A 22,487-nucleotide genomic window follows, 5' to 3' on the forward strand; every position below is an offset into this window, starting at 1 on the left:
GGATGGAGCGGACGACGGGAATCGAACCCGCGTAGCCAGTTTGGAAGACTGGGGCTCTACCATTGAGCTACGTCCGCGCAGGTCGTCGGCTCCCCGCAAGCAGTGCACGAGGGAAGCACACCGACCCGGCCGCCCAGAGTACCGGGCCGCGGGGCGGACGTGATCACGGGATGTGGCGCAGGTTGGTAGCGCGTCCGCTTTGGGAGCGGAAGGTCGCCGGTTCGAATCCGGTCATCCCGACCAGCGCTCGCGGACGTCCGTGCGTTCCGGGCCGCTCGGGCGCTCGCCATGGCACCGCGATTGGGGCCGGGCGCGGCCCGTGACGTACGATCGGGGGTCGCCTGCGCCTGCCGCATGCCGTGGTGTCATGGCCACCGGCGCGACGGCGCGCATCCGACGTCCCAGCGCCCCCGGCGCCCCCGATCCGCAGGAGAGCATCGAAGTGAAGAGCGCCGTCGAGACCCTGGAGCCCACGAAGGTCAAGCTCACCGTCGAGGTGACCTACGACGAGCTCAAGCCGAGCATCGACGAGGCCTACAAGCACATCGCCGAGCAGGTGAGCGTGCCCGGGTTCCGCAAGGGCAAGATCCCGCCGCGCATCATCGACCAGCGTGTCGGCCGGGTCGCCGTCATCGAGCACGCGGTCAACGAGGGTCTGTCCACCTTCTACGCCCAGGCGGTGCGCGAGAACGACCTGCGTCCCCTCGGTCAGCCGCAGGTGGACGTGACCGCCGTCCCCGGCCTGCCCGGTGCGGACGACGACGGTGAGCTGCACTTCACCGCCGAGGTCGAGGTGCGCCCCACCATCGAGCTGCCGGCCCTCGACGGGCTGTCTGTCTCGGTCGACGGCCTCGAGGTCACCGACGAGGACGTCGCGACGCGTCTGGACGCGCTGCGCGCCCGGTTCGGCACCCTGGTGGGCGTCGACCGCCCGGCCGCCGACGGCGACTACGTCATCCTCGACCTCACCGCCACGATCGGCGACGAGCAGATCGACCAGGTCTCGGGCGTCTCCTACCAGATCGGCTCGGGCACCATGCTCGAGGGCATGGACGAGGCCCTCACCGGTCTGTCCGCCGGTGAGACCACGACCTTCACCTCCGCCCTGGCCGGCGGTGAGCACGCCGGCGAGGAGGCCCTCGTCACGCTCGTGGCCACCACCGTCAAGGAGCGTCAGCTGCCCGACGCCGACGACGACTTCGCCCAGCTCGCGAGCGAGTTCGACACGCTCGACGAGCTCAAGGACGACCTGCGCCGCCAGGCCGAGGCCGGCAAGACCTCCGGTCGCGCCGTGCAGGCCCGCGACCAGCTGCTCGCCCACCTGCTCGAGGCCGTCGAGATCCCGGTCCCGGCCGGTGTCATCGAGGACGAGGTGCACCGCCACCTGGAGTCCGAGGGGCGCCTGGAGGACGACAAGCACCGCGCCGAGGTTCTCGAGGAGTCGACGACGGCGCTGCGCCGCCAGATCCTGCTCGACACCCTGGCCGAGAGCCTCGACGTCAAGGTCTCGCAGGGTGAGCTCGTCGAGTACCTCGTGGGTGCCGCCCAGCAGTACGGCATGGACCCCAACGAGTTCATCTCGACGCTGGACAAGAACGGCCAGATCCCGGCCACCGTCGGCGAGGTCGCCCGCGGCAAGTCGCTGGCCGTCGCGCTGCGCCGGGTCCAGGTGCTCGACCCGGCCGGTGCCGCCGTCGACCTCACCGAGTTCATCGGGACCGACGAGCAGGACCAGCCGATCGCCGACGAGGCCGACGAGGTGGACGACGCCGAGCAGACCCCCGAGGGTGACGGCGCCACCGGCCCCGACGCCGCGAGCGACATCTCCTCGGTGCTCGGCCGCTGACCCCGGTGCCGGTCGCGGCGACGTCGCGACCGGCACCCCTCACCTGCTGCGCCGACAGCGAAACGCCCCCGGTGGCGGGCTTGGACCCGCTTCCGGGGGCGTTAGTGTCCTCAACGCACCGCACAGAGCTTGGAGGAGCCTTGAACGAGCAGCTGCCGGCGATCGGCCGGGCGGACACCCCCGGTTTGGGCCTGAACGACAGCATCTACAACCGACTGCTGCGTGAGCGCATCATCTGGCTCGGCTCGGAGGTCCGGGACGAGAACGCGAACGCGATCTGCGCGCAGATGATGCTGCTCGCGGCCGAGGACCCCGAGAAGGACATCTGGCTGTACATCAACTCCCCGGGTGGTTCGATCACCGCGGGCATGGCGATCTACGACACGATGCAGTACATCCAGCCCGACGTGGCGACCATCGCCATGGGCATGGCGGCCTCGATGGGGCAGTTCCTGCTCTCCTCGGGCGCCAAGGGCAAGAGGTACGCCACGCCGCACGCCCGCGTGATGATGCACCAGCCGTCCGGCGGCATCGGTGGCACGGCCACCGACGTGCGGATCAACGCCCAGCTGATCATGCACATGAAGAAGGTCCTCGCCGAGCTGACCGCCGAGCAGACGGGTCAGCCGCTGGAGAAGATCCTCAAGGACAACGACCGTGACAGCTGGTTCACGGCGGCCGAGGCGCTCGAGTACGGGTTCATCGACCACGTCGTCACCCAGTCCACGGCCGTCACCGGCGGCGGCGGCACCCAGCAGAGCGCCTGAGCGCCGGATCGAGAGCGAGGAACCGTGAGCATCGAGTCGCAGTACCTGAGCACCGCCGCCCGGCTGGCCGGTCCCGGTGGGCTGGCACCGGCGTCCCCGTCGGGGCGGTACGTGCTGCCCCAGTTCGAGGAGCGCACCGCCTACGGGTTCAAGCGCCAGGACCCCTACACCAAGCTGTTCGAGGACCGGATCGTCTTCCTCGGCGTCCAGGTGGACGACGCGTCCGCCGACGACGTCATGGCCCAGCTGCTCGTCCTGGAGAGCAGCGACCCGGACCGGGACATCACGATCTACATCAACTCCCCGGGCGGCTCGTTCACCGCCCTCACCGCGATCTACGACACGATGCTCTACATCAAGCCGCAGATCGTCACGGTGTGCCTCGGGCAGGCGGCCTCCGCGGCTGCGGTGCTGCTCTCGGCCGGGACCCCCGGCAAGCGGCTCGCGCTGCCGAACGCCCGGGTGCTCATCCACCAGCCGGCGATCGAGGGCGGCAGCTACGCCCAGGCCTCGGACATCGAGATCCACGCCAACGAGCTGATCCGGATGCGTGAGTGGCTCGAGGCGACGCTGGCCCGGCACACCGGCCAGGACCTGGCCACGATCCAGCAGGACATCGAGCGGGACAAGATCCTCACCGCCGCCCAGGCGCAGGAGTACGGCATCGTCGACCAGGTGCTGGCAAGCCGCAAGGGCGTGCTGCCGACGGTCGTCGCGCCCACCGCGGACTGATCCGCCCGGCCCCGCAGGCCCGGTGCGGCGTTGCTCGGTCGTGACCGACACGCCACACCGGGCCTGCGCCGGATGTGGGCGCCGTGGGGCAGACTCCTCAACGGGCGCTGCGGGCTGCCGACCGGTCTGGTGACAGACCTGGCTCGTCCGGCGGGCTGACAGGGCGCCACAGGTGGTGTGCAATGGAAGCGCGCCGCACGGCTGACCGTGGTCGTCACGGGGCCCGCGGCGCACACGGGCCCACGCGGGCCCGGACGAGAGAAGGGACCGCACGTGGCACGGATCGGGGACGGGGCCGACCTGCTCAAGTGTTCCTTCTGCGGCAAGTCCCAGAAGCAGGTCAAGAAGCTCATCGCGGGACCAGGGGTCTACATCTGCGACGAGTGCATCGACCTGTGCAACGAGATCATCGAGGAAGAGCTCGACCAGGCGGACCAGACCGGTATGGCGGAGCTGCCCAAGCCGCGGGAGATCTTCGAGTTCCTCGAGCAGTACATCATCGGCCAGGAGCCGGCGAAGCGGTCGCTCGCGGTGGCGGTCTACAACCACTACAAGCGCATCCAGGCAGGTGAGGGCGCCAAGGTCGGCTCCCCGGACGAGCGGGTCGAGATCGCCAAGTCGAACATCCTGCTCATCGGCCCGACGGGCTGCGGCAAGACCTACCTCGCGCAGACCCTGGCGAAGATGCTCAACGTGCCGTTCGCGATGGCGGACGCCACCGCGCTCACCGAGGCCGGGTACGTCGGCGAGGACGTCGAGAACATCCTGCTCAAGCTCATCCAGGCCGCGGACTACGACGTCAAGAAGGCCGAGACCGGGATCATCTACATCGACGAGGTCGACAAGATCGCCCGCAAGAGCGAGAACCCGTCGATCACGCGTGACGTCTCGGGCGAGGGTGTGCAGCAGGCGCTGCTCAAGATCATCGAGGGCACGACGGCCTCGGTGCCGCCGCAGGGTGGGCGCAAGCACCCGCACCAGGAGTTCATCCAGATCGACACCACGAACGTGCTGTTCATCGTGGCTGGCGCGTTCGCGGGGCTGGACGACATCATCGCCAGCCGCTCGGGTCGGCACGGCATCGGCTTCGGTGCGCCGCTGCACCAGGCCAAGGACCCGGACGTGCTCGGCGAGGTCATGCCGGAGGACCTGCTCAAGTTCGGGCTCATCCCCGAGTTCGTCGGCCGGCTTCCCGTCCTGACGACGGTCTCGCCGCTGGACCGCGAGGCGCTCGTGCGCATCCTCACCGAGCCGCGCAACGCCCTGGTGAAGCAGTACCAGCGGATGTTCCAGATCGACGGTGTCGAGCTGGAGTTCACCGCGGACGCCACCGAGGCGATCGCCGAGCAGGCGCTGCTGCGGGGCACCGGGGCACGCGGTCTGCGGGCCATCATGGAGGAGGTCCTCCAGCAGGTGATGTTCGAGGTGCCGTCCCGGGACGACGTCGAGCGCGTCGTGGTCTCCCGCGAGGTGGTGCTGCAGAACGTCTACCCGACGCTCGTGCCGCGCACGCCGGTGGAGAAGCACACCCCGCGCGAGAAGAGCGCCTGAGCCGCTCGAGCGCTGGGATGGACACCGCCTCCGGGTGCGTCGAGCTGGACCCTAGGATCGGCCTGTGAACGAGCAGGTACTCCCCGTCGAGCTGTCCCGGCTGCGGCGCACGATCGACAACATCGACGCGGCGCTCATCCACCTGCTGGCGGAGCGGTTCAAGGCCACCCAGCAGGTCGGTGTGCTCAAGGCCGAGCGGGGCCTGCCTCCCTCGGACCCGGGCCGCGAGGCCGAGCAGGTCGCGCGGCTGCGCGCCAAGGCCCACGAGTCCGACCTCGACCCCGAGTTCGCCGAGAAGTTCCTCGCCTTCCTCGTCGAGGAGGTGATCCGGCACCACGTCGCGATCGCCGAGGGCACGGCCGGGCGTGAGGTCGACGAGGCCTGACCCGCCGGCGGGCGCCGCCCTCAGGCGCGGTAGGTCGCGCGCCCGTCCAGCCAGGTGCCGAGCACGTTCGCCGCACGGGCCACCAGCGGGTCACCGACCGTGACGTCGCGGTCGTACCAGACGAGGTCGGCCGCCATGCCGACGGCGACCTGGCCGCGGAACTGCTCCGTCCAGCCCTGGTAGGCGCCGCCGGCCGTGGCCGCCGCGAGGCCCTGCTCGAGCGGGAACCGCTCGGCCGGCACCCAGCCGCCGGCCGGCAGACCCTCGGTCGTCTGGCGCGTGGCGGCCACCACGATCGCCTCGAGCGGGTCGTTGGTCGACACCGGCCAGTCGCTCGCGATCGAGATCCGGGTGCCGAGCCGGGCCAGGGTGGCGACCGGGTACTGACGGTCGGTGCGCTCCTCGCCCAGCCGCGGGGCCGTGAGCAGCTCCATGAGCGGGTCGCGCTGGGCCCAGTAGGTCTGCATCGCGGCCGTGACGCCGAGCGCGGCGAACCGCGGCAGGTCGGCCGGGTCGACCAGCTGCACGTGGGTGATCACCGGGCGGCGGTCCCACTCGGGGTTGGTGCGGGTGGCCCGCTCGATCGCGTCGAGGGCGTGCCGGATCGCCGCGTCGCCGATCGCGTGGATGTGCGTCTGGAAGCCGAGCGCATCGACCGCGGTGACGGCTGCGGCCAGCTCGTCCGGCTCCCAGACCGGCATGCCGTGGGTGTGGGAGTCCTCGTAGGGGTCGAGCACCTCGGCCGTCCCGGACTCGATGACCCCGTCGGCGAAGAACTTGATCGACCGTGCGGACAGCAGCCGGGGTGCACCGGCCGCCTCGACCTGGGCCCGCTGGGCGACGAAGAGGTCCAGCTCGTCTCGCCAGGCGTCGGGGTGGGCGAGGAACGCGAGGTTGCTGCGCACGGTGAGCCGGCCCTGGGCGAGCAGCTCGAGGTAGGGCAGGTGGCCGCCGGGCTCCACCCAGGCGTCCTGCATCCAGGTGACGCCGAAGGCGGCCTGCGCCTGGCAGGCCAGTGCGAGACCGGTGGTGAGCTCCTCGAGCGTGGGGGAGGGCGCCACCGCATCGACCAGGCCGTACGCGTCGGGCTCGCGCAGCGTGCCGACCGGGCGGCCGTCCGGGTGCCGGTCGATGACCCCGGCCGCCGGGTCGGGGGTGCTCGCGTCGACCCCGGCGAGCTGCAGCGCGCGGCTGTTGCACCAGGCGGTGTGGTAGTCGTGCGCCCGCAGCAGCACGGGCCGGTCGGGGACGACGGCGTCCAGCCAGGCCGCGTCGAAGGAGCCGTCGGGGGCCAGTGCCGGGTCGTAGCTGCCGCCCACGATCCAGTCGAGCTCGGGGTGGGCGGCGGCGTACCGGCCGACCTCGGCGACGATCTCGGCGACCGACTCCCGGTGGCTGATGTCCGGGCCCAGCTTCTCGGCCCCGGCCTGCGGCGGGTGGCAGTGCCCGTCGGAGTAGGCCGGCACCAGGAGCCCGCCGGCGAGGTCGACGACCTCGCCGGCGGTGCACCCGGCCGCCTCGTCACCCAGTGCGACCACGACGCCGTCGCGCACCGCCACGGCAGTGCTGCGTCGGCCCGGCCCGAGCCAGACCGTTCCACCCGTGAGCAGCAGGTCGGCATCCGTGGTCGTCACTGCGGTTCCTCCTTCGTCGCGCCGTCGCAGGCGTCAGCCCTTGAAGGCTTCCCAGATCTGCGTGTAGTTGGTCAGCTGGTCGTTGGTGCAGGGCTCGACGGGCTTGGCACCGGTGTAGCCGTCCGGGATGACGATCTCGGGGGAGCTCTTCATGTCCGCGTCGAGCAGGTCGTTCACTCCGGTGATGCCGGAGTTGTACTTCTGGAAGTTGGCGGCCGCCGCGGCGTTGACCGGGTCCATCATCCAGTTGAGGAAGGTGAGCGCCTGGGGCACGTTCTTCGCACCGACCGGCACGGTGAAGTTGTCCTGCCACAGCGCCATGCCCTCGGTCGGGTACACGTAGGTGAGCGTCGGCTTCTGCGCCCGGGCGCGCATCCCGGCACCGTTCCAGATCATCGCGGCGGACTCCTCACCGGCGGCGAGCCGGTCGAGGATCCCGTCGGAGCTGATGGTCGACACCTTCGACTTGAACGAGGTGAGCAGGTCCTGGGCCGCCTGCAGCTTGGCCGGGTCGGTGTCGCAGGTCTTGCCGCCGACGGCGCGCAGCGCGGCGCCGACCACCTCGGTCTGGTCGCTCATGGTGCCGACCTTGCCGAGGTCGGCCGGCGGGTTGAAGTAGTCCTTCCAGCTCGTGAGCTTCGAGCTGGTCTTCGACGAGTCGTACATGAAGCCGGTGGTGCCGTACAGGTAGGGCACCGAGTACTGGCGACCCGAGTCGAAGTAGACGTCGAGGAAGTTCGGCGCGATGTTCTTGCCGTTCGGCAGGGCCGCCGCGTCGATCTTCTGCAGCAGGTTCTCGTTGATGAGCATCTGCACCATGTAGTCCGAGGGGACCACCACGTCGTACCCGGTGCCGTTGGACGCCTTGAGCTTCGCCTCGAGGGTCTCGTTGGAGTCGTAGTAGTCGACGGTGAGCTTGATCCCGGTGTCCTTGGTGAACTTCTTGGCCAGGTCCTCGGGGAAGTAGTCGCTCCACGTGTAGAGCGTCATCTCACCGCTCGTCGCCGGGGTGAACGCGGCGGCCGGCGTCGCCGAGGAGCCGGCAGCCCCCGAGTCGTTGACACCGCCGCCACAGGCGGCCAGGACCAGTGCGGAGGCGACGAGGGCGGATGCGGCGCCCACCCGTCGGCGCGGGGTGCGGATGTTCATGCTGACCTCTTCTTCCCAGGAGCGAGATAGGTGACGGTGGTGATGAGCACGGCCAGGACGAGCAGCAGCACGGCCACCACGTTGATCGCAGGGGAGGGGCCGCGCCGGATGAGGCTGAAGAGGTAGACCGGCAGCGTGGTCGACCCGGCCGAGGACAGGAAGGCCGAGATGATGAAGTCGTCCATCGAGACGACGAAGGCCAGCAGCGCACCCGAGACGATCCCGGGCACCAGGAGCGGCAGGGTGATGCGGCGCAGCATCGCCGGGGCCCGGGCGCCCAGGTCGGCCCCGGCCTCGAAGACCTCCTGGCCCAGGCCCTGCAGCCGGGAGCGGATGGGCATCATCGCGAACGGGATGCAGAACGTGGTGTGCGCGAGCACGAGGGCGGTGAACCCCGGCTGCAGCCCGATCATCCGGATGAAGCCGAGCGTGGCCACCGCGAGCACCACCTCGGGGATCACCAGCGGCGCGCTGAGCAGGGCGTTCGCCAGACCGGACCCGGTGCGCCGCAACCCGTCGGCGGCCAGGACGAAGGCCAGCGCGAGCACGACGGAGGCCGCCGTGGCCACCGCAGCGAGCTTGAGCGAGGTGATCGCGGTGGTGACCATCGCCGTGTTGGTGAGCACGTAGCCGAACCAGCGCGTCGAGAAGCCGTCCCAGACCAGCGCCTGCTGCCCGCCGTTGAAGGCGTAGATCGTCGTGATGAGGATCGGGGCGTAGAGGAAGACGAGGGTCGCCACGGCGACCGGCCCGACACCGGGGAAGGAGCGCAGGTCGAGCGCGCGCGGGGGGCGCCTCACAGCGACAGGCTCACGGTCGTGCCGGTGCGCTTGGACCACCAGCGCACCCCCAGCAGCGCCAGGGCGAGCAGCACGAGGATGATCACCGAGAGCGCGGCGCCGAACGGCCAGTTGCGCGAGTCGCCGAACTGGGCGGCGATGAGGTTGCCGATGAGCAGCACCTTGCCCCCTCCGAGCAGGACCGGCTGGACGTAGGAGCCCAGCGCCGGGATGAACACGAGGAGCACGCCGGAGACCACACCGGGCCGGGCCAGCGGCCAGATGATGCGCCGCACGACGGTGGCCTTGCGGGCGCCCAGGTCGTAGGCGGCCTCGGCCAGCCGGAAGTCGAACCCGGCGAGCGAGGAGTAGATGGGCAGCACCATGAACGGCAGGAACGTGTAGATGAGCCCGAGCTGACCGGCCATGGGGGTGTAGAGCAGCTCGAGCGGCCCGAGTCCGAGCGCGGTCGAGAGCCGGTTGACCACACCGTCCTTGGCCAGGACGAGGATCCACGCGTAGGTGCGCACCAGCAGGTTGGTCCAGAACGGGATGGTCACGGCGAGCATGAGCAGGGTCTGCAGCCGCGGCGGCCGGGTGGCGATCCACAGCGCGAGCGGGAAGGACAGCACGAGGCAGACGAGCGTCGTGATGGTCGCCTGCTCGAGCGAGGTCCAGAACACCTTGAGGTAGGTGGGGTTGAAGACCAGGTCGCCGACGAAGTTCTTGGTGAACAGGAACGAGCGGTACGCGTCGGTGCTGAACTCGTAGACCACCCCGCCGCCGGACGCGGGCCGGGTCATGAACGAGAAGGCGATGACGACGGCGAGCGGGCCGAGGGTGAACAGTGCGGCGATGACGAGGGCCGGCAGGCTCGCGTACCAGGGCAGCCTGCCGGGGGTGGACCCGCGACGTCGGGCCCTGGCCGCGGTGCCGCCGACAGCCGCGGTGCTGCCGGCAGGCGGGGCGGTGTCGGGCTGCGCCGCGGCGACGCTCACGCCTGCTCCACCGCGAGGGGCCGCAGGTGCTCCGGGGCGGCGCCGACGGTCACGGTGGCCCCGGGCCGCAGCGCCAGGCCCTCGAACGGCGGGCTCACCCGGACGGCGAGGCTGGTGCCGTCGGCCAGGGCGACGCGGATCCGCAGGTCGGTGCCCATGTAGACAAGCTCGGCAAGGGTGCCGGTCGCGATCGGTGGTGCCGAGCCGTCGAGCACGAGGCGTTCGGGGCGCACGGCCAGGGTCGTCGTCCCGTCGGCGGCGACCGGCGCGGGGGCGGTGAGCCGCACCGCCGGCCCGCCGGCCACCTGCACCACCTGGGCGTCGCCGTCGGTGCGCACCGGCACGGTGAGGAAGGTGGTGTCGCCGATGAAGTCGGCGACGAAGCGGTTGACGGGCCGCTCGTACACCTCCTCCGGGGTGCCGACCTGGGCGGGTCGTCCGTCGGAGAAGACCGCGATGCGGTCGCCGAGGGACAGCGCCTCCTCCTGGTCGTGGGTGACGAAGACGAAGGTGATCCCGGTGGTGCGCTGCAGCCGGCGCAGCTCGTCCTGCATGCCGCGGCGCAGCTTGAGGTCGAGCGCGGCGAGCGGCTCGTCGAGCAGCAGCACCCGGGGCTGCTTGGCCAGGGCGCGGGCCAGGGCGACCCGTTGCTGCTGACCACCCGAGAGCTGGGCGGGCCGTCGCCCGCCCAGCCCGTCGAGCCTCACCAGGGTGAGCATCTGGGCCACCCGCTCGGCGACCTGCGCCGCGGGCAGCTTGTCCATCTGGAGGCCGAAGGCGATGTTCTGCGCGACCGTGAGGTGCGGGAACAGCGCGTACGACTGGAAGACCGTGTTGACCGGGCGGGCGTGCGCCGGGCGGTCGTCGATCCGGTCGCGGCCGAGGTAGATCTCACCCGAGTCGAGGGTCTCCAGACCGGCGATCGAGCGCAGCAGCGTCGTCTTGCCGCAGCCGGACGGGCCCAGCATGACGAAGAACTCGCCGTCGCGGATCTGCAGGTCGACGTGGTCGAGCGCGTGGACCTCGGTGCCCTCCGGCGTGGCGAACGTCTTGGTCGCCGCCGTGATCGTGAGGCCGTTCTCCCGGGCGACGACCTCCGGCGAGCGGCGTTCGCTGACGACCGGCGCCTCGACCATGGGTGTCCCTCCGACCGATGAAATCAGCGTCCGCGGTGCGGGTGCGCGTCGAACCTAGGTGGTCGCTGAGAAGGGAGGCAACGAAATCCGTAGGTGTTCACGAACTTGTAACAGGACTGACCAGTGCCCGGAACATGGCGTGCGCCATCGGGGCGGCATGCCGCCCTGGTGTCGCGAGAGGTGGCTCAGCGCCCCGCGGCGGTCGACCCCTCGGCACGGGTGTCGACGTAGAGCTCCTCGATCTGCGGCGCGAAGTCACGCAGCACGAGGGCGCGCTTCACCTTGAGCGAGGGTGTGAGGTACCCGTTGGCCTCGGTGAAGTCGGAGTCGAGCACCCTGATCTTGCGGATCGACTCCGCCCGGGACACCGCCTCGTTGGCACGCGTCACCGCGCGGTCCAACGCCTCGAGCACCCGGGGGTCGTGCGCCGCGGTCGCCACGTCCATGGCCGGCAGACCGTGCCCGGTGAGCCAGCCCGGCAGCATCTCGGGGTCCAGCGTGACGAGGGCGCCGATGAACGGGCGCTGGTCGCCCACGACGACGACCTGGCTCACCAGGGGGTAGCCGCGCAGCCGATCCTCGAGCACCGCCGGGGCGACGTTCTTGCCGCCCGCGGTCACGATGATCTCCTTGAGCCGGCCGGTGATCCGCAGGTAGCCGTCCTCGTCGAGCGCGCCCAGGTCCCCGGTGCTGAACCAGCCGTCCACCAGCACCTCGGCCGTGGCCTCGGCCTCGTTGCGGTAGCCGCGGAACACGTGCGGGCCCCTGACCCAGATCCGGTGCTCGTCGTCCACCCGCACGCTGGTGCCCGGGAACGGCGGGCCGACCGTGCCGACCTTGGTGAGGCCTGGCAGGTTGACGCTGCTCGGCGCGGTGGTCTCGGTGAGCCCGTAGCCCTCCATGATCTGCACGCCGACGCCCCGGTAGAAGTGCCCGAGCCGCTCGCCGAGCGGCGCCCCGCCGGAGATCGACCAGCGCAGCCGCCCACCCATCGCGGCGCGCAGCTTGCGGTGCACCAGCCGGTCGGCCACCACCCGGGCCGCGCGCAGCGAGGGCGACGGCCCTGCCGGCGTGTCCAGCGCGCGGGAGTACGTGATCGCGACCTTGGCTGCCCAGCGGAAGACCTGCAGCGAGGCCCCCGCGCCGGCCTTCTGCTCGGCCGAGTTGTAGACCTTCTCGAACACCCGGGGCACGGCCAGCAGGAACGTGGGCTTGAACGAGTCCAGGTCGGCCAGCAGGTTGCGCGTGTCGCTGGTGTGCCCCATGACCGCACCCGAGGCCAGGCACACGATCTCGATGTACCGGGCGAACACGTGCGCGAGCGGCATGAACATGAGGGTGCGCGACCCGGGGACGGCGCACACCTGGTCCAGGCTGGAGCGCACCCCGTTGAGCGCATGCGTGACGAGGTTCCCGTGCGTGAGCTCGACGCCCTTGGGTCGCCCCGTGGTGCCCGAGGTGTAGATCACGGTGGCGAGGGTGTCGGCGCCGGCCAGCGCGCCGCGGCGGGCCACCTCGTCGTCGGGGACAGCGACGCCGCGGGCGACCAGCGTCTCGACCGCACCCTCGTCGATCACCAGCACCTCGGTGAGGCCGGGCAGGTCGTCACGCACCGGGGCGAGCGTCGCGGCGTGCTCGGCGGTCTCCACCACGAGGAGCCGGCAGCCGGAGTCCGCGGCGATCCAGCGGACCTGCTCGGACGAGGACGTCTCGTACACCGGCACGCCGACCGCACCGGCGGCCCACACGGCGAAGTCCAGCAGCGTCCACTCGTACCGGGTGTGCGACATGATGGCGACCCGGTCGCCCGGGTTGAGGCCACCGGCGACCAGCCCCTTGGCCACGGCGCGCACCTGCGCGTCGAACTCCCGCAGGGTGACCGGCTGCCACGGGGCGTCGGCCGCCCCCGCAGCACCGTCCCCGGTGCCGTCGACGCGACGCTCGATGAAGACGGTGTCGGGGTCGGCGGCCAGCCGGTCCGCCAGCAACCAGGGCAGGGAGTGCCCCGGATCGGCGGCGACAGGTGCGGGGGAGCTGACCTCCCGCATCAGGCCGAGGCCTGCTCGAGCACCGCGTCGACCGCCACCGGGACGTCGACCTCGGCGACCTGGACCGCGAGGTCGCCCTGCAGTCGGCCGGCGGCGCGCACGTCCGCCAGGGCCAGCCCGACGGTCTGCTCGAGAGCCTCGGGGACCTGGAGCGTGGCCGACAGGATCACGGTCCGCATCGAGACCTTGGCCTCCGACTTGACCTTGCGCAGCGCGGCCAGGGCCGATCCCGCGGCACCGACGACCGCGAACGGCGCGTCACCGGCGGCGGCACGCAGCGGTGCGGACGTCGGCCAGCCCGCACGGTGCACCGACCCGGTGCGCCACCACGACCAGACCTCCTCGGTGGCGAACGGCAGCACCGGGGCGAACAGCCGCAGCAGCACGTCGAGCGCGATCGCCAGCGCCGCACGGGCCGAGGCCGCACCGGCCGGATCGGCGTCCGCGGCGTAGGCCCGGTCCTTGACCAGCTCGAGGTAGTCGTCGCAGAAGGTCCAGAAGAAGGTCTCGGTCACCTCGAGCGCACGGGTGTGGTCGTAGGCCTCGAGCGCCTCGGTCGCCTTGTCCACCACGTCGGCCAGCCCGGCGAGCATGGCCCGGTCCAGCGGCACGACGACGGCGGCCGGGTCCAGGCTGACCGGCTCGTCGTCGGCGGCGAAGGACAGCGCGAACTTGCTCGCGTTGAGGACCTTGATCGCGAGCCGCCGGCCGATCTTCATCTGACCGACCTCGAAGGCCGCATCCGTGCCCAGCCGGGCCGAGGCCGCCCAGTAGCGCACCGCGTCCGAGCCGTGCTCGGTGAGCAGGCCCATCGGGGTGACCACGTTGCCCTTGGACTTGCTCATCTTCTTGCGGTCCGGGTCGAGGATCCACCCCGACAGCGCCGCGTCGCTCCACGGCACCTGCCCGAACTCCAGGTGCGAGCGCACCACGGTGGAGAACAGCCAGGTCCGGATGATGTCGTGCCCCTGCGGGCGCAGGTCCATCGGGAAGACCTTGGCGAACAGCTCGGGGTCGGTGCGCCAGCCGCCGGCGATCTGCGGGGTGAGCGAGCTCGTGGCCCAGGTGTCCATGACGTCCGGGTCACCGATGAAGCCGCCCGGCACGCCGCGCTGCTCGGCGGTGTACCCCACGGGCACGTCGGAGGACGGGTCGACCGGCAGGATCGACTCGTCGGCGACCAGCGGGGCGTCGTACCGGGGCTCACCGTTCTCGTCGAGCGGGTACCAGACCGGGAACGGCACACCGAAGAAGCGCTGCCGGCTGATGAGCCAGTCGCCGTTGAGGCCGCCGACCCAGTTGTCGTAGCGGACCTTCATGTAGTCGGGGTGGAAGGCGATCTGCTCGCCGCGGGCCAGCAGGGCGTCCCGCAGCGCGCCGTCCCGGCCGCCGTTGCGGATGTACCACTGACGGGACGAGACGATCTCGAGCGGCTTGTCGCCCTTCTCGTAGAAGTTCGCCTTGCGGGTGGTGGGGGTCGGTTCGCCGTCCAGGTCGCCGCTGGTGCGCAACGCCGCGACCACGGCCTCCCGAGCCGAGAAGGTGGTCTTGCCGGCCAGCTCGGCGTAGACGGCCTGGGCGCCGGGCGTGGTCAGCCAGTCCGGCGTCGAACGCTCCAGCCGCCCGTCGCGGCCGACCACCGTGCGGTTCGGCAGCTGCAGCTCACGCCACCACTGCACGTCGGTGAGGTCGCCGAAGGTGCAGCACATGGCGATGCCTGCGCCCTTGTCGGGTTCGGCCGCGGGGTGCGCGAGCACGGGGACGGCCACGTCGAACAGCGGGCTGGTCACGGTGGTGCCGAACAGGTGCTGGTAGCGCTCGTCGTCGGGGTGGGCGATGAGCGCGACGCAGGCCGGCAGCAGCTCGGGCCGGGTGGTCTCGATGAAGACCGGGCCGTCGGCGCCGTGGAACGCGACGCGGTGGTAGGCGCCCGGGTAGTCGCGGGCCTCGAGCTCGGCCTGGGCGACAGCGGTCTGGAAGGTGACGTCCCACAGGCCCGGTGCCAGCGCCTGGTAGGCCTCGCCGCGCGCCAGGTTGCGCACGAACGCCTGCTGGGCCACCGCGCGCGCCTCGTCGGAGATCGTGCGGTAGGTGCGCGACCAGTCGACGGACAGTCCGAGGTGGCGCCACAGCGCCTCGAACTGGGCCTCGTCCTCACCCGACAGCCGCAGGCACAGCTCGATGAAGTTGGGTCGGGAGATCGGCACCTGGTCGCCCGGCTTCACCGCCTTGCCGTCGGTGCCCTCGTGCGGCGGCACGAAGCCCGGGGTGTAGGTCAGCGACGGGTCGCAGCGCACGCCGTAGTAGTTCTGCACCCGGCGTTCGGTCGGCAGGCCGTTGTCGTCCCAGCCCATCGGGTAGAACACCTCGGCGCCGCGCATCCGGCGGAACCGCGCGACCACATCGGTGTGCGTGTAGGAGAACACGTGCCCGAGGTGCAGCGAGCCCGAGACGGTGGGCGGCGGGGTGTCGATCGCGTACACCTGCTCGGCCGGGGCCTGTGCGTCGAAGGTGTAGGTGCCCTGCTCCGACCAGGCCGTGCCCCACCGGTCCTCGAGCCCGTCGAGGCTGACCTTGTCCGGTACCCGTCGCGTCGTGGTGATCGACGGGTCGGGGGACGGCGGGGTCAGAGGGCTCATGGGCCCACATCTTCCCAGAAGCGACGGGTGCCTGCGGACGCCCCCGGCTCAGCCCTCGGTGTGCTGCGCCAGCCAGGTGAGCGCGGCCGGGGTCATCGCCAGCCAGGTGTCCCAGTTGTGCCCGCCGGTCTCCATGATCTCCAGGTCCGCGGTGACGTTCGGCCCGACGGCGGCCTGCAGCTTCTGGGCGTCCGACGCGGAGTCGCTGTCCTGCTTGCTCGCAGCCAGGAGCAGCGCCACCGGCTCGGCGGTGCCCTTGGCCGCGAGGGTGCGCAGGTCGTTCTCCTTCTTCGCCTGGTCCGAGCCGGCCAGGATCGGTGAGTCGGGGATGTTGAAGCCCGCCAGGCTCGCGGCGGCCGAGAAGACCGTCGGACTGGTGAGCGTGAGGCGGACGGAGCACGCGGCGCCCGCGGACAGGCCCATGACCTGCCACCGGTGCACGTGGGGCGCCTTGGCGTTGAACGACGCGGCGACGATGTCGGGCACGTCCTGGGTCAGCCAGGTGGCGACCTGCGGGCCGCCCGTCGGTGCGTTGGCGCACCCCCAGTCGTCGCCGTTGACGTTGGTGGTGGCCGAGACGACGATCATCGGTTCCATGGTGCCGGCCTTGATCATGCTGGTGATGGTGCTCACCAGGTGCAGGCCGCTGAAGGTGTCGCCCGGGTTGCCCGGGAACCCGTCGAGGGTGAGCAGCACCGGCAGCTTGGCGCCTGTCGCGGAGTAGCCGGGTGGGGTCCACACGATGAGCTGGCCCGTGACGCCTGACTTCGCACCGGTGACCTGGGCCGTGAGCAGGCCGGAGCTGTCCGCGGTGAATGTTGTCGCCGCGGCGCCCGACCCGCCTGCGGCGGTCGCCGCGGGGCCGGGTGCGACCGTGGCCCCGTCACTCGGATCGCCTGCCGGCACGATCGTCGGGGTGCCGGGCTCGACCGAGCCGATGAGCTCGGCCCACGTGACGTAGAACTGGTTGACCTGGTTGACCACGCCGAAGATGGCGGCGATGGCGAGCAGCTGGGCGAGCACCATGAGGAGCACCCGCTGCAGCCCTCGCCAGAAGGCGTTGCCGCGCAGGTGGTTCCACAGGACGAGGGCCAGCGGGATCGAGATGATCGCAGCGGTGATCGCGGCGGCCTCGAAGGCGACGGTGCCGGGTCCGAACATGGGCGGAGCCTAGGGGCTGGTTCTGGACGGACGCGAGCGGTGCAACGGGGTCAGCCGCCGGTGTGCTGGGCCAACCAGGTGAGCGCCGGGGAGGTCATCGCCTGCCAGGTGTCCCAGTTGTGCCCGCCGCGGGTGATCATCTCGAGGTCAGCCGTGACGTTCGGGCCGATGGCGCGCTGCAGCGCGAGCGCGTCGGACGACGTGCTCGCGTCCTGCTTGCTGGCCGCGAGCAGCAGCGCGACCGGTCGCGAGGTGCCCGCGGCGGCGAGGGTGCGCAGGTCGTTGTCCCGCTTGGCCTGCGCGCTGCCGGACAGCACACGCGCATCCGGCACGTTCGAACCGGCCAGGCTCACCGCTGCCGAGAACAGGTCGGGCGTGGTCAGTGCCAGGCGGACGGAGCACGTGGCCCCCGACGAGTAGCCCATCACCTGCCAGCGGCGGCTGGTCACCGGCTGCACGTGGAACGAGGCCGAGATGATGTCTGGCACGTCCTGGGTCAGCCACGTCGCCACCTGCGGGCCGTCGCCGGGGGCGTTCGAGCAGCCCCAGTCCTTGCCGTCGACGTTGGTGGTGGCGGACACGACGAGGGTCGGCGGCACCGCACCGCTCGCCAGCAGCTCGCTCTCCTTCGGGATCAGCTGCAGCCCGTTGTACGTGTCCACCGGGTCGCCGGGTGACCCGTCGAGGGTGAGCAGCACGGGGAGCGCGTCGCCGGTCGGGGAGTAGCCGGGCGGGGTCCACACCAGGATCTGGCCGTCCACCCCGGACTTGGGCCCGTGCACCTGTGCGACGAGCAGACCGGTGCCGTCGGGGGTGAACGTCGTGGCAGCCGCCCCGGAGGAGGTCGCGGGGGCGGCCGGCGTCGACGGGGTGCTGGTGGGTGCCGGCGTGGACGGGGCCGTGGCGTTCGGACGCGGCGCCGACCCGTCGGGCACGATCGACACGTCGCCGGGCTCGGCGGCTCCGGCCAGCTCGCCCCAGGTGACATAGAAGTCGTTGGCCTGGTTGACCGCCGCAAACAAGGCGGACACCGCGGTGAGCTGGCACAGGAGCAGCAGGCCCAGGTGCTGCAGGACGCGCAGCGGGACGGGGCCGCGCACCCGGTTCCACACCACGAGCGTCAGCGGGAGGCAGGCCACGAATGCGGCGACGGAGACGGCCAGGAACGAGCGGGAAGCGGGTCCGAACACTCACGACAGGGTAGGTGACCGGCATGAGAGACCAGGTCAAACGCCCGGTTCGGTACGAGATCTTCACGCCGGCTCTGCGTCGGGTTCACCCTCCAGCCCGGCCCGTCGGGCACGGTAGGCGGCGACATGAGCCCGGTTGCCGCAGTTGTTGACGTCGCAGAACCGCCGCGAGCGGTTGCGGGACAGGTCCACGAGGACGGCCTGGCAGTCGTCGGCCCCGCAGACCGCCATCCGCTCCCACTCGTCCGAACGGATCACGTCGACGACCGCCATCGCGGCCTCGACCAGCACCCGGACCGGCAGGGGGGCCTGCAGCGAGGTGGCGTGCAGGTGCCAATCCCAGCCGTCGTGGCGCACGAGGTAGGGGACCGCCGCGGCCTCGCGCAGCATCGTGTTCACCAGGACGGCGGCGTGGTCACGGTCGGCCGACCACAGCGTGTGCAGCCGGGCGCGCACCTCGTGCACCTGGCCGAGCTCGTCGTCGTCGCCGTCGTGCCGGCCGGCGAACCCGTGCTCGACGTAGAACCGGTCGAGGTCCTCGACGGTGGCCAGTGCGTCGGACCCGTCACGGCGCAGCGCGGTGTTGACCAGGGCGGCGGCGGTCACGAGGTTCTGCTGGGTGTCATAGGCGAAGGGCATGTTGACTCCTGACAGGCCGGGACTCTACTGTCACGAGCGTACGGGCAGATGACTCCTGGCCGGCGCGTGCGGACGAGCACGATCGAGCGTGGACGAGTGACGGGACGGCGATGGCGGGGCGCGGGGCAGCAGGGGTCATGACGGGGCTCGTCGGGGCGGCTGCCTTCGCGACCAGCGGGCCGATGGTCAAACCGCTGCTCGCGATCGGCTGGACGCCCGGCGCCGCCGTGCTCGTGCGGCTGTCCATGGGTGCCGTGCTGCTCGCTGTGCCGACCGTGCTGGCGGTGCGCGGACGGCTGGGTGTGATCGCCGAGCGCTGGCGGCTCGTGCTCGCCTTCGGGCTGTTCGGCGTCGCCGGGTCCTCCACCATGTTCTACCTGGCCGTCGACCGGCTCACGGTCGCCGTGACCCTGCTCGTGGAGTACACCGGACCGCTGCTGCTCATCGGCTGGGCCTGGCTGCGCAGCCGGCAGGCCCCCGCACCCACCACGCTGGCCGGCGCCGCGCTGGCGATGGGTGGGCTCGTCCTCGTGCTCGACGTCGCCGGTGCGGTGCACCTGGACCCCCTCGGTCTGGTGTTCGCCGGGCTGGCCGCCGTCGGCAACGCCGCCTACTTCGCCCTGGTCGGGGTGCCCTCCGCGCTGCCACCGGTGGCGCTGGCCGGCGCCGGGATGGCGGTGGCCGCCGCCGCGATCGGTGCGCTCGCCCTGCTGGGCGTCCTGCCCGTGCACCTGGTCGCCGGGCCGGTCACGATGGCCGGCGCGCAGCTGTCCTGGGTCGTCCCGGTGCTCGTCGTCGGTGTGCTGCCCACCGCGTTCGCGTACGGCGTCTCCTCGGTGTCGGTGCGGCTGCTCGGGGACCAGCTCGCCTCGTTCGTGGCGCTCGCCGAGGTGCTGTTCGCGGTGCTGCTCGCCTGGGCCGTGCTGGGCGAGGCGCCTGCGGCCGCGCAGGGGCTCGGTGCGGTGCTCGTCGTCGGCGGGGTGGCCCTCGTGCGCCGGGCGTCGATGGCAGCGCAGGACGTGCCGGTGGAGGTCGAGCAGACCGAGTCCCGTGCCGAGCCGGTGGCCGTCTGACGGTGATTAGGCTGACCTCATGGGTCAGGTGACTGCAGGCGGGCTGACGATCGGCTACGCCGCGATGCTCGAGCAGTTCGCGCCGATGGAGGTCGTGGGCCTGTCCGCCTACGCCGAGGAGCACGGCTTCTCCGGTGTGATGGCGGCCGACCACTTCCAGCCGTGGGTGCCGGCCCAGGGGCAGGCGGCCTTCGTCTGGAACGTGCTCACCGCCATCGGTGAGCGCACCGTCGGTGACATGGGCCCGGGGGTCACGGCACCGACGTTCCGCTGGCACCCGGCGATGGTCGCCCAGGCCTCGGCGACGCTCGCGGCGATGTACCCCGGTCGGCACTGGCTGGGCCTGGGCTCGGGCGAGGCGCTCAACGAGCACGTCGTGGCCGGCTACTGGCCGGAGGCGCCCGAGCGCATCAACCGGATGTTCGAGGCCATCGAGATCATCCGCAAGCTGTTCACCGCCTCGCTGGCGGGCAAGGACGTCAAGCACGCCGGCACGTTCTACAAGATGGAGTCCACCCGGCTGTGGACCATGCCGGAGGTGGCCCCGGAGATCCTGGTCGCGACGGCCGGTCCGGTCACCGCCAAGCGGGCCGGGCGGCTGGCCGACGGCCTCATCACGGTCGGGGCCCCGCTGGAGAAGATCAGCGGGCTGTTCGCCAAGTTCGCCGAGGGCGCCCGCGAGGCCGGGAAGGACCCCGACACCCTGCCCAAGGTGCTGCAGCTGCACCTGTCGTGGGCGGACACCGACGAGCTGGCGATGGCCAACGCCCTGCACGAGTGGCCCAACGGCGGCATGAAGTTCCCCAAGGCCGACATCCGTTCACCGTGGGACTTCGAGCAGATGGCCAAGCTCGTGCGTCCGGAGGACTTCGCCGGTCGGATGGTCGTGTCCGCCGACCCCGACGTGCACCGCGCCGAGATCCAGAAGTACGTCGACCTCGGGTTCGACCGCATCTACCTGCACAACGTCGGCCGCAACCAGCGGGAGTGGATCGACGTGTTCGGCGCGCAGGTGCTGCCGGCGCTGGTGCGCTGAGGAGCCGGTGCGCGAACTCGGCCCGGTCGAGGTGTCCGGGGACTAGGTTCGCGCCATGACCCCGCTTCCACCGGGCCCGGCGGAGCCGTCGGGACACCAGCCGCAGCAGCACCCCTACCAGCAGTACCCGTACCAGCCCTCGGCCCCTCAGCCCTGGGTGCCGCAGGGGAGCTGGGCGGTCGACCCGATGGCGCCGTTCGGGCGTGACCCGTTCACGGGCCGCCCGCTGTCGGACAAGTCCAGGGTCGCGGCCGGCGTGCTCCAGATCTTTCTCGGCACCCTGGGCGTCGGCAGGTTCTACACGGGGCACACGACGATCGCCGTGCTGCAGCTGGTGGGCACCGTCGTCGGCGTGGCGACGTCCTGGCTCGGGGTCGGCATCCTGCTCGTCGTCGGCGTGTCCCTGTGGGCGTTGGTGGACGGGATCGTGCTGCTGGCCTCGCCGTCGACGGACGCGCGCGGGCTGCTCCTGCGTTCCTGAGGCGGCGTCGGCACCACACCCGCCCGCCTAGGCTGGCGGGTGTGGAAGAGCTGCTGGTCTGGGCCCCCGACGGCCTGGGTGAGATCCGGACCGGGGACGACCTCGGGGCCCTCGTCGTCGGCCTGCTGCGGGCCGACCCGCACGGGGTGCGCGACGGGGACGTCCTCGTGCTCACGTCGAAGGTGGTCTCCAAGGCCGAGGGGCGCGTGGTGCGGGCCGACGACCGTGAGCAGGCGATCACCGACGAGACCGTGCGCGTGGTCGCCACCCGGGAGCACGCGCGCGGGGTGACCCGCATCGTGGAGAACCGGCTGGGCCTGGTGATGGCTGCCGCCGGGGTGGACGCCTCGAACGCCCCCGACGGCGTCGTGCTGCTGCTGCCGGTGGACCCCGACGCGTCGGCCCGCGCGATCCGTGCGGCGGTACGGGCGGCCTTCGGCGTGCGGGTCGGCGTGCTCATCTCCGACACCGCCGGACGGGCCTGGCGCGAGGGCGTCACGGACCTGGCGATCGGTGCCGCGGGCGTCGTCGTGCTCGACGACCTGCGCGGCAGCCGCGACACGTCCGGCAAGCTGCTCGAGGCCACCGTCGTGGCGGTGGCCGACGAGCTGGCGGCGGCGGCCGAGCTGGTCAAGGGGAAGGCGACCGGGCGGCCGCTGGCGGTGCTGCGCGGCGCCGGCAGGTACGTGCTCGACGACGACGGTCCTGGTGCCGGTCGCCCTGCCGGTGCCCTCTGCGCGCGTTCGTCGACCACCGCGACGTACAGCTCGAGCTTGGACGGGAAGTGCCGGTACAGCACGGGCTTGCTCACCCCGGCGGCCTCGGCGATGTCGTCCATCGAGACCTGGTGGTACCCCAGCCGGGCGAACAGCTGCCGGGCCACCTCGAGCACCTGGGCACGACGCGCGCTGCGACCCATCCGGGGGGTGCGGGCAGGCGTCAGCGACTCGGGCACCGCGCAAGCGTATCGGCGCGCTCGCGACCGGGCTGTCGGCGGTTCGTGGTGGGATCGGTCCGTGCCCGCCACCGTGTCCGTCCGCCTCGTGCGGCCCGCTCTCGCGGGTGCGCCGACGCGGGGTGCGGGGGCACCTGTCGCGCTCGACGAGGCGCAGGCCGCGGCCGTCGCGGACGGGGTCGCGGGGCCCGGTCACGTGCTCGTGCTGGGCGCCCCGGGCACCGGCAAGACGACCGTGGCGGTCGAGACCGTGCTCGCCGCCCTGGACGCGGCCGTGCCGGCCGCCGG

18 protein-coding genes, 2 tRNA genes and 2 pseudogenes are annotated in these 22,487 nt (G+C 71.8%); 10 read left to right on the forward strand and 12 right to left on the reverse strand.

What is annotated here, in order from left to right:
* Positions 1–3 precede the first annotated feature (3 nt).
* Positions 4–77: transfer RNA gene (locus F2B26_RS02755), tRNA-Gly, on the reverse strand.
* An 89-nt stretch (positions 78–166) separates the two neighbouring features.
* Between F2B26_RS02755 and F2B26_RS02760 the strand changes: the two genes are divergently transcribed.
* The 6 genes from F2B26_RS02760 to F2B26_RS02785 all read left to right on the forward strand — a co-directional run bounded on the left by F2B26_RS02760 (position 167) and on the right by F2B26_RS02785 (position 5,281).
* Positions 167–243: transfer RNA gene (locus F2B26_RS02760), tRNA-Pro, on the forward strand.
* A 124-nt stretch (positions 244–367) separates the two neighbouring features.
* Positions 368–1,846, forward strand: coding sequence for a trigger factor (gene tig / locus F2B26_RS02765; RefSeq protein ID WP_159806168.1), 1,479 nt, complete (start codon positions 368–370; stop codon positions 1,844–1,846).
* 140 nt (positions 1,847–1,986) lie between these two features.
* The gene (locus tag F2B26_RS02770; RefSeq protein WP_159806170.1) at positions 1,987–2,613 is read left to right on the forward strand and encodes an ATP-dependent Clp protease proteolytic subunit; all 627 of its coding nucleotides are present in this window, start codon (positions 1,987–1,989) and stop codon (positions 2,611–2,613) included.
* 24 nt (positions 2,614–2,637) lie between these two features.
* Entirely contained in the window at positions 2,638–3,345 is a 708-nt protein-coding gene (locus F2B26_RS02775; RefSeq protein ID WP_159806172.1) for an ATP-dependent Clp protease proteolytic subunit, read from the forward strand.
* Positions 3,346–3,618: 273 nt separating this feature from the next.
* Positions 3,619–4,896 carry an ATP-dependent Clp protease ATP-binding subunit ClpX gene (gene clpX, locus F2B26_RS02780; RefSeq protein ID WP_159806174.1) on the forward strand — a complete coding sequence of 426 codons (1,278 nt, stop codon included), beginning with the start codon at positions 3,619–3,621 and terminating at the stop codon, positions 4,894–4,896.
* Between the two features lie 64 nt (positions 4,897–4,960).
* On the forward strand, positions 4,961–5,281 hold the full coding sequence (locus tag F2B26_RS02785; RefSeq protein ID WP_159806176.1) for a chorismate mutase: 321 nt from the start codon (positions 4,961–4,963) through the stop codon (positions 5,279–5,281).
* A 20-nt stretch (positions 5,282–5,301) separates the two neighbouring features.
* On the opposite strand, the gene F2B26_RS02790 is transcribed toward F2B26_RS02785, so the two are convergent.
* From F2B26_RS02790 to F2B26_RS02835, 10 genes are all read right to left on the reverse strand, one after another.
* Positions 5,302–6,915, reverse strand: a complete 1,614-nt coding sequence (locus F2B26_RS02790; RefSeq protein WP_159806178.1) for an amidohydrolase — start codon at positions 6,913–6,915, stop codon at positions 5,302–5,304.
* A gap of 33 nt (positions 6,916–6,948) precedes the next feature.
* Positions 6,949–8,064, reverse strand: a complete 1,116-nt coding sequence (locus tag F2B26_RS02795) for an extracellular solute-binding protein (protein WP_159806180.1) — start codon at positions 8,062–8,064, stop codon at positions 6,949–6,951.
* Complete coding sequence (locus F2B26_RS02800) at positions 8,061–8,864, reverse strand: ABC transporter permease (protein ID WP_235929462.1); 804 nt, start codon at positions 8,862–8,864, stop codon at positions 8,061–8,063. The genes F2B26_RS02795 and F2B26_RS02800 overlap by 4 nt, the downstream gene beginning before the upstream one ends.
* The gene (locus F2B26_RS02805) at positions 8,861–9,841 is read right to left on the reverse strand and encodes an ABC transporter permease (protein WP_235929463.1); all 981 of its coding nucleotides are present in this window, start codon (positions 9,839–9,841) and stop codon (positions 8,861–8,863) included. The genes F2B26_RS02800 and F2B26_RS02805 overlap by 4 nt, the downstream gene beginning before the upstream one ends.
* Positions 9,838–10,977 carry an ABC transporter ATP-binding protein gene (locus F2B26_RS02810; RefSeq protein ID WP_159806182.1) on the reverse strand — a complete coding sequence of 380 codons (1,140 nt, stop codon included), beginning with the start codon at positions 10,975–10,977 and terminating at the stop codon, positions 9,838–9,840. Before F2B26_RS02810 ends, F2B26_RS02805 begins: the two co-directional genes overlap by 4 nt.
* A gap of 185 nt (positions 10,978–11,162) precedes the next feature.
* Entirely contained in the window at positions 11,163–13,025 is a 1,863-nt protein-coding gene (locus F2B26_RS02815; protein ID WP_159806184.1) for an AMP-dependent synthetase/ligase, read from the reverse strand.
* Positions 13,025–15,664 (reverse strand): valine--tRNA ligase, encoded by a 2,640-nt coding sequence (gene valS, locus F2B26_RS02820; protein WP_159806186.1) that lies wholly within the window; start codon positions 15,662–15,664, stop codon positions 13,025–13,027. The genes F2B26_RS02815 and valS overlap by 1 nt, the downstream gene beginning before the upstream one ends.
* Before the next feature lie 48 nt (positions 15,665–15,712).
* Positions 15,713–16,825 (reverse strand): alpha/beta hydrolase, encoded by a 1,113-nt coding sequence (locus F2B26_RS02825; RefSeq protein ID WP_159806188.1) that lies wholly within the window; start codon positions 16,823–16,825, stop codon positions 15,713–15,715.
* A gap of 50 nt (positions 16,826–16,875) precedes the next feature.
* The gene (locus tag F2B26_RS02830; RefSeq protein ID WP_159806190.1) at positions 16,876–18,015 is read right to left on the reverse strand and encodes an alpha/beta hydrolase; all 1,140 of its coding nucleotides are present in this window, start codon (positions 18,013–18,015) and stop codon (positions 16,876–16,878) included.
* Between the two features lie 63 nt (positions 18,016–18,078).
* Entirely contained in the window at positions 18,079–18,654 is a 576-nt protein-coding gene (locus F2B26_RS02835; RefSeq protein ID WP_159806192.1) for a CGNR zinc finger domain-containing protein, read from the reverse strand.
* 137 nt (positions 18,655–18,791) lie between these two features.
* Between F2B26_RS02835 and F2B26_RS02840 the strand changes: the two genes are divergently transcribed.
* The 4 genes and pseudogenes from F2B26_RS02840 to cofE all read left to right on the forward strand — a co-directional run.
* Complete coding sequence (locus tag F2B26_RS02840) at positions 18,792–19,727, forward strand: EamA family transporter (protein ID WP_235929464.1); 936 nt, start codon at positions 18,792–18,794, stop codon at positions 19,725–19,727.
* 19 nt (positions 19,728–19,746) lie between these two features.
* Positions 19,747–20,763 carry a TIGR03557 family F420-dependent LLM class oxidoreductase gene (locus F2B26_RS02845; RefSeq protein ID WP_159806196.1) on the forward strand — a complete coding sequence of 339 codons (1,017 nt, stop codon included), beginning with the start codon at positions 19,747–19,749 and terminating at the stop codon, positions 20,761–20,763.
* Positions 20,764–20,818: 55 nt separating this feature from the next.
* The gene (locus F2B26_RS02850; RefSeq protein WP_159806198.1) at positions 20,819–21,244 is read left to right on the forward strand and encodes a TM2 domain-containing protein; all 426 of its coding nucleotides are present in this window, start codon (positions 20,819–20,821) and stop codon (positions 21,242–21,244) included.
* A gap of 41 nt (positions 21,245–21,285) precedes the next feature.
* Positions 21,286–21,957, forward strand: a pseudogene (gene cofE, locus F2B26_RS02855) (coenzyme F420-0:L-glutamate ligase); the annotation flags it as partial.
* Positions 21,958–22,055: 98 nt separating this feature from the next.
* Here the strand turns inward: cofE and F2B26_RS17625 are convergent.
* Positions 22,056–22,163 (reverse strand): annotated as a pseudogene (locus tag F2B26_RS17625) (TetR family transcriptional regulator); the annotation flags it as partial.
* Positions 22,164–22,487 lie beyond the last annotated feature (324 nt).

This window comes from Cellulomonas citrea, assembly GCF_009829685.1.
Classification (GTDB): domain Bacteria; phylum Actinomycetota; class Actinomycetes; order Actinomycetales; family Cellulomonadaceae; genus Cellulomonas; species Cellulomonas citrea.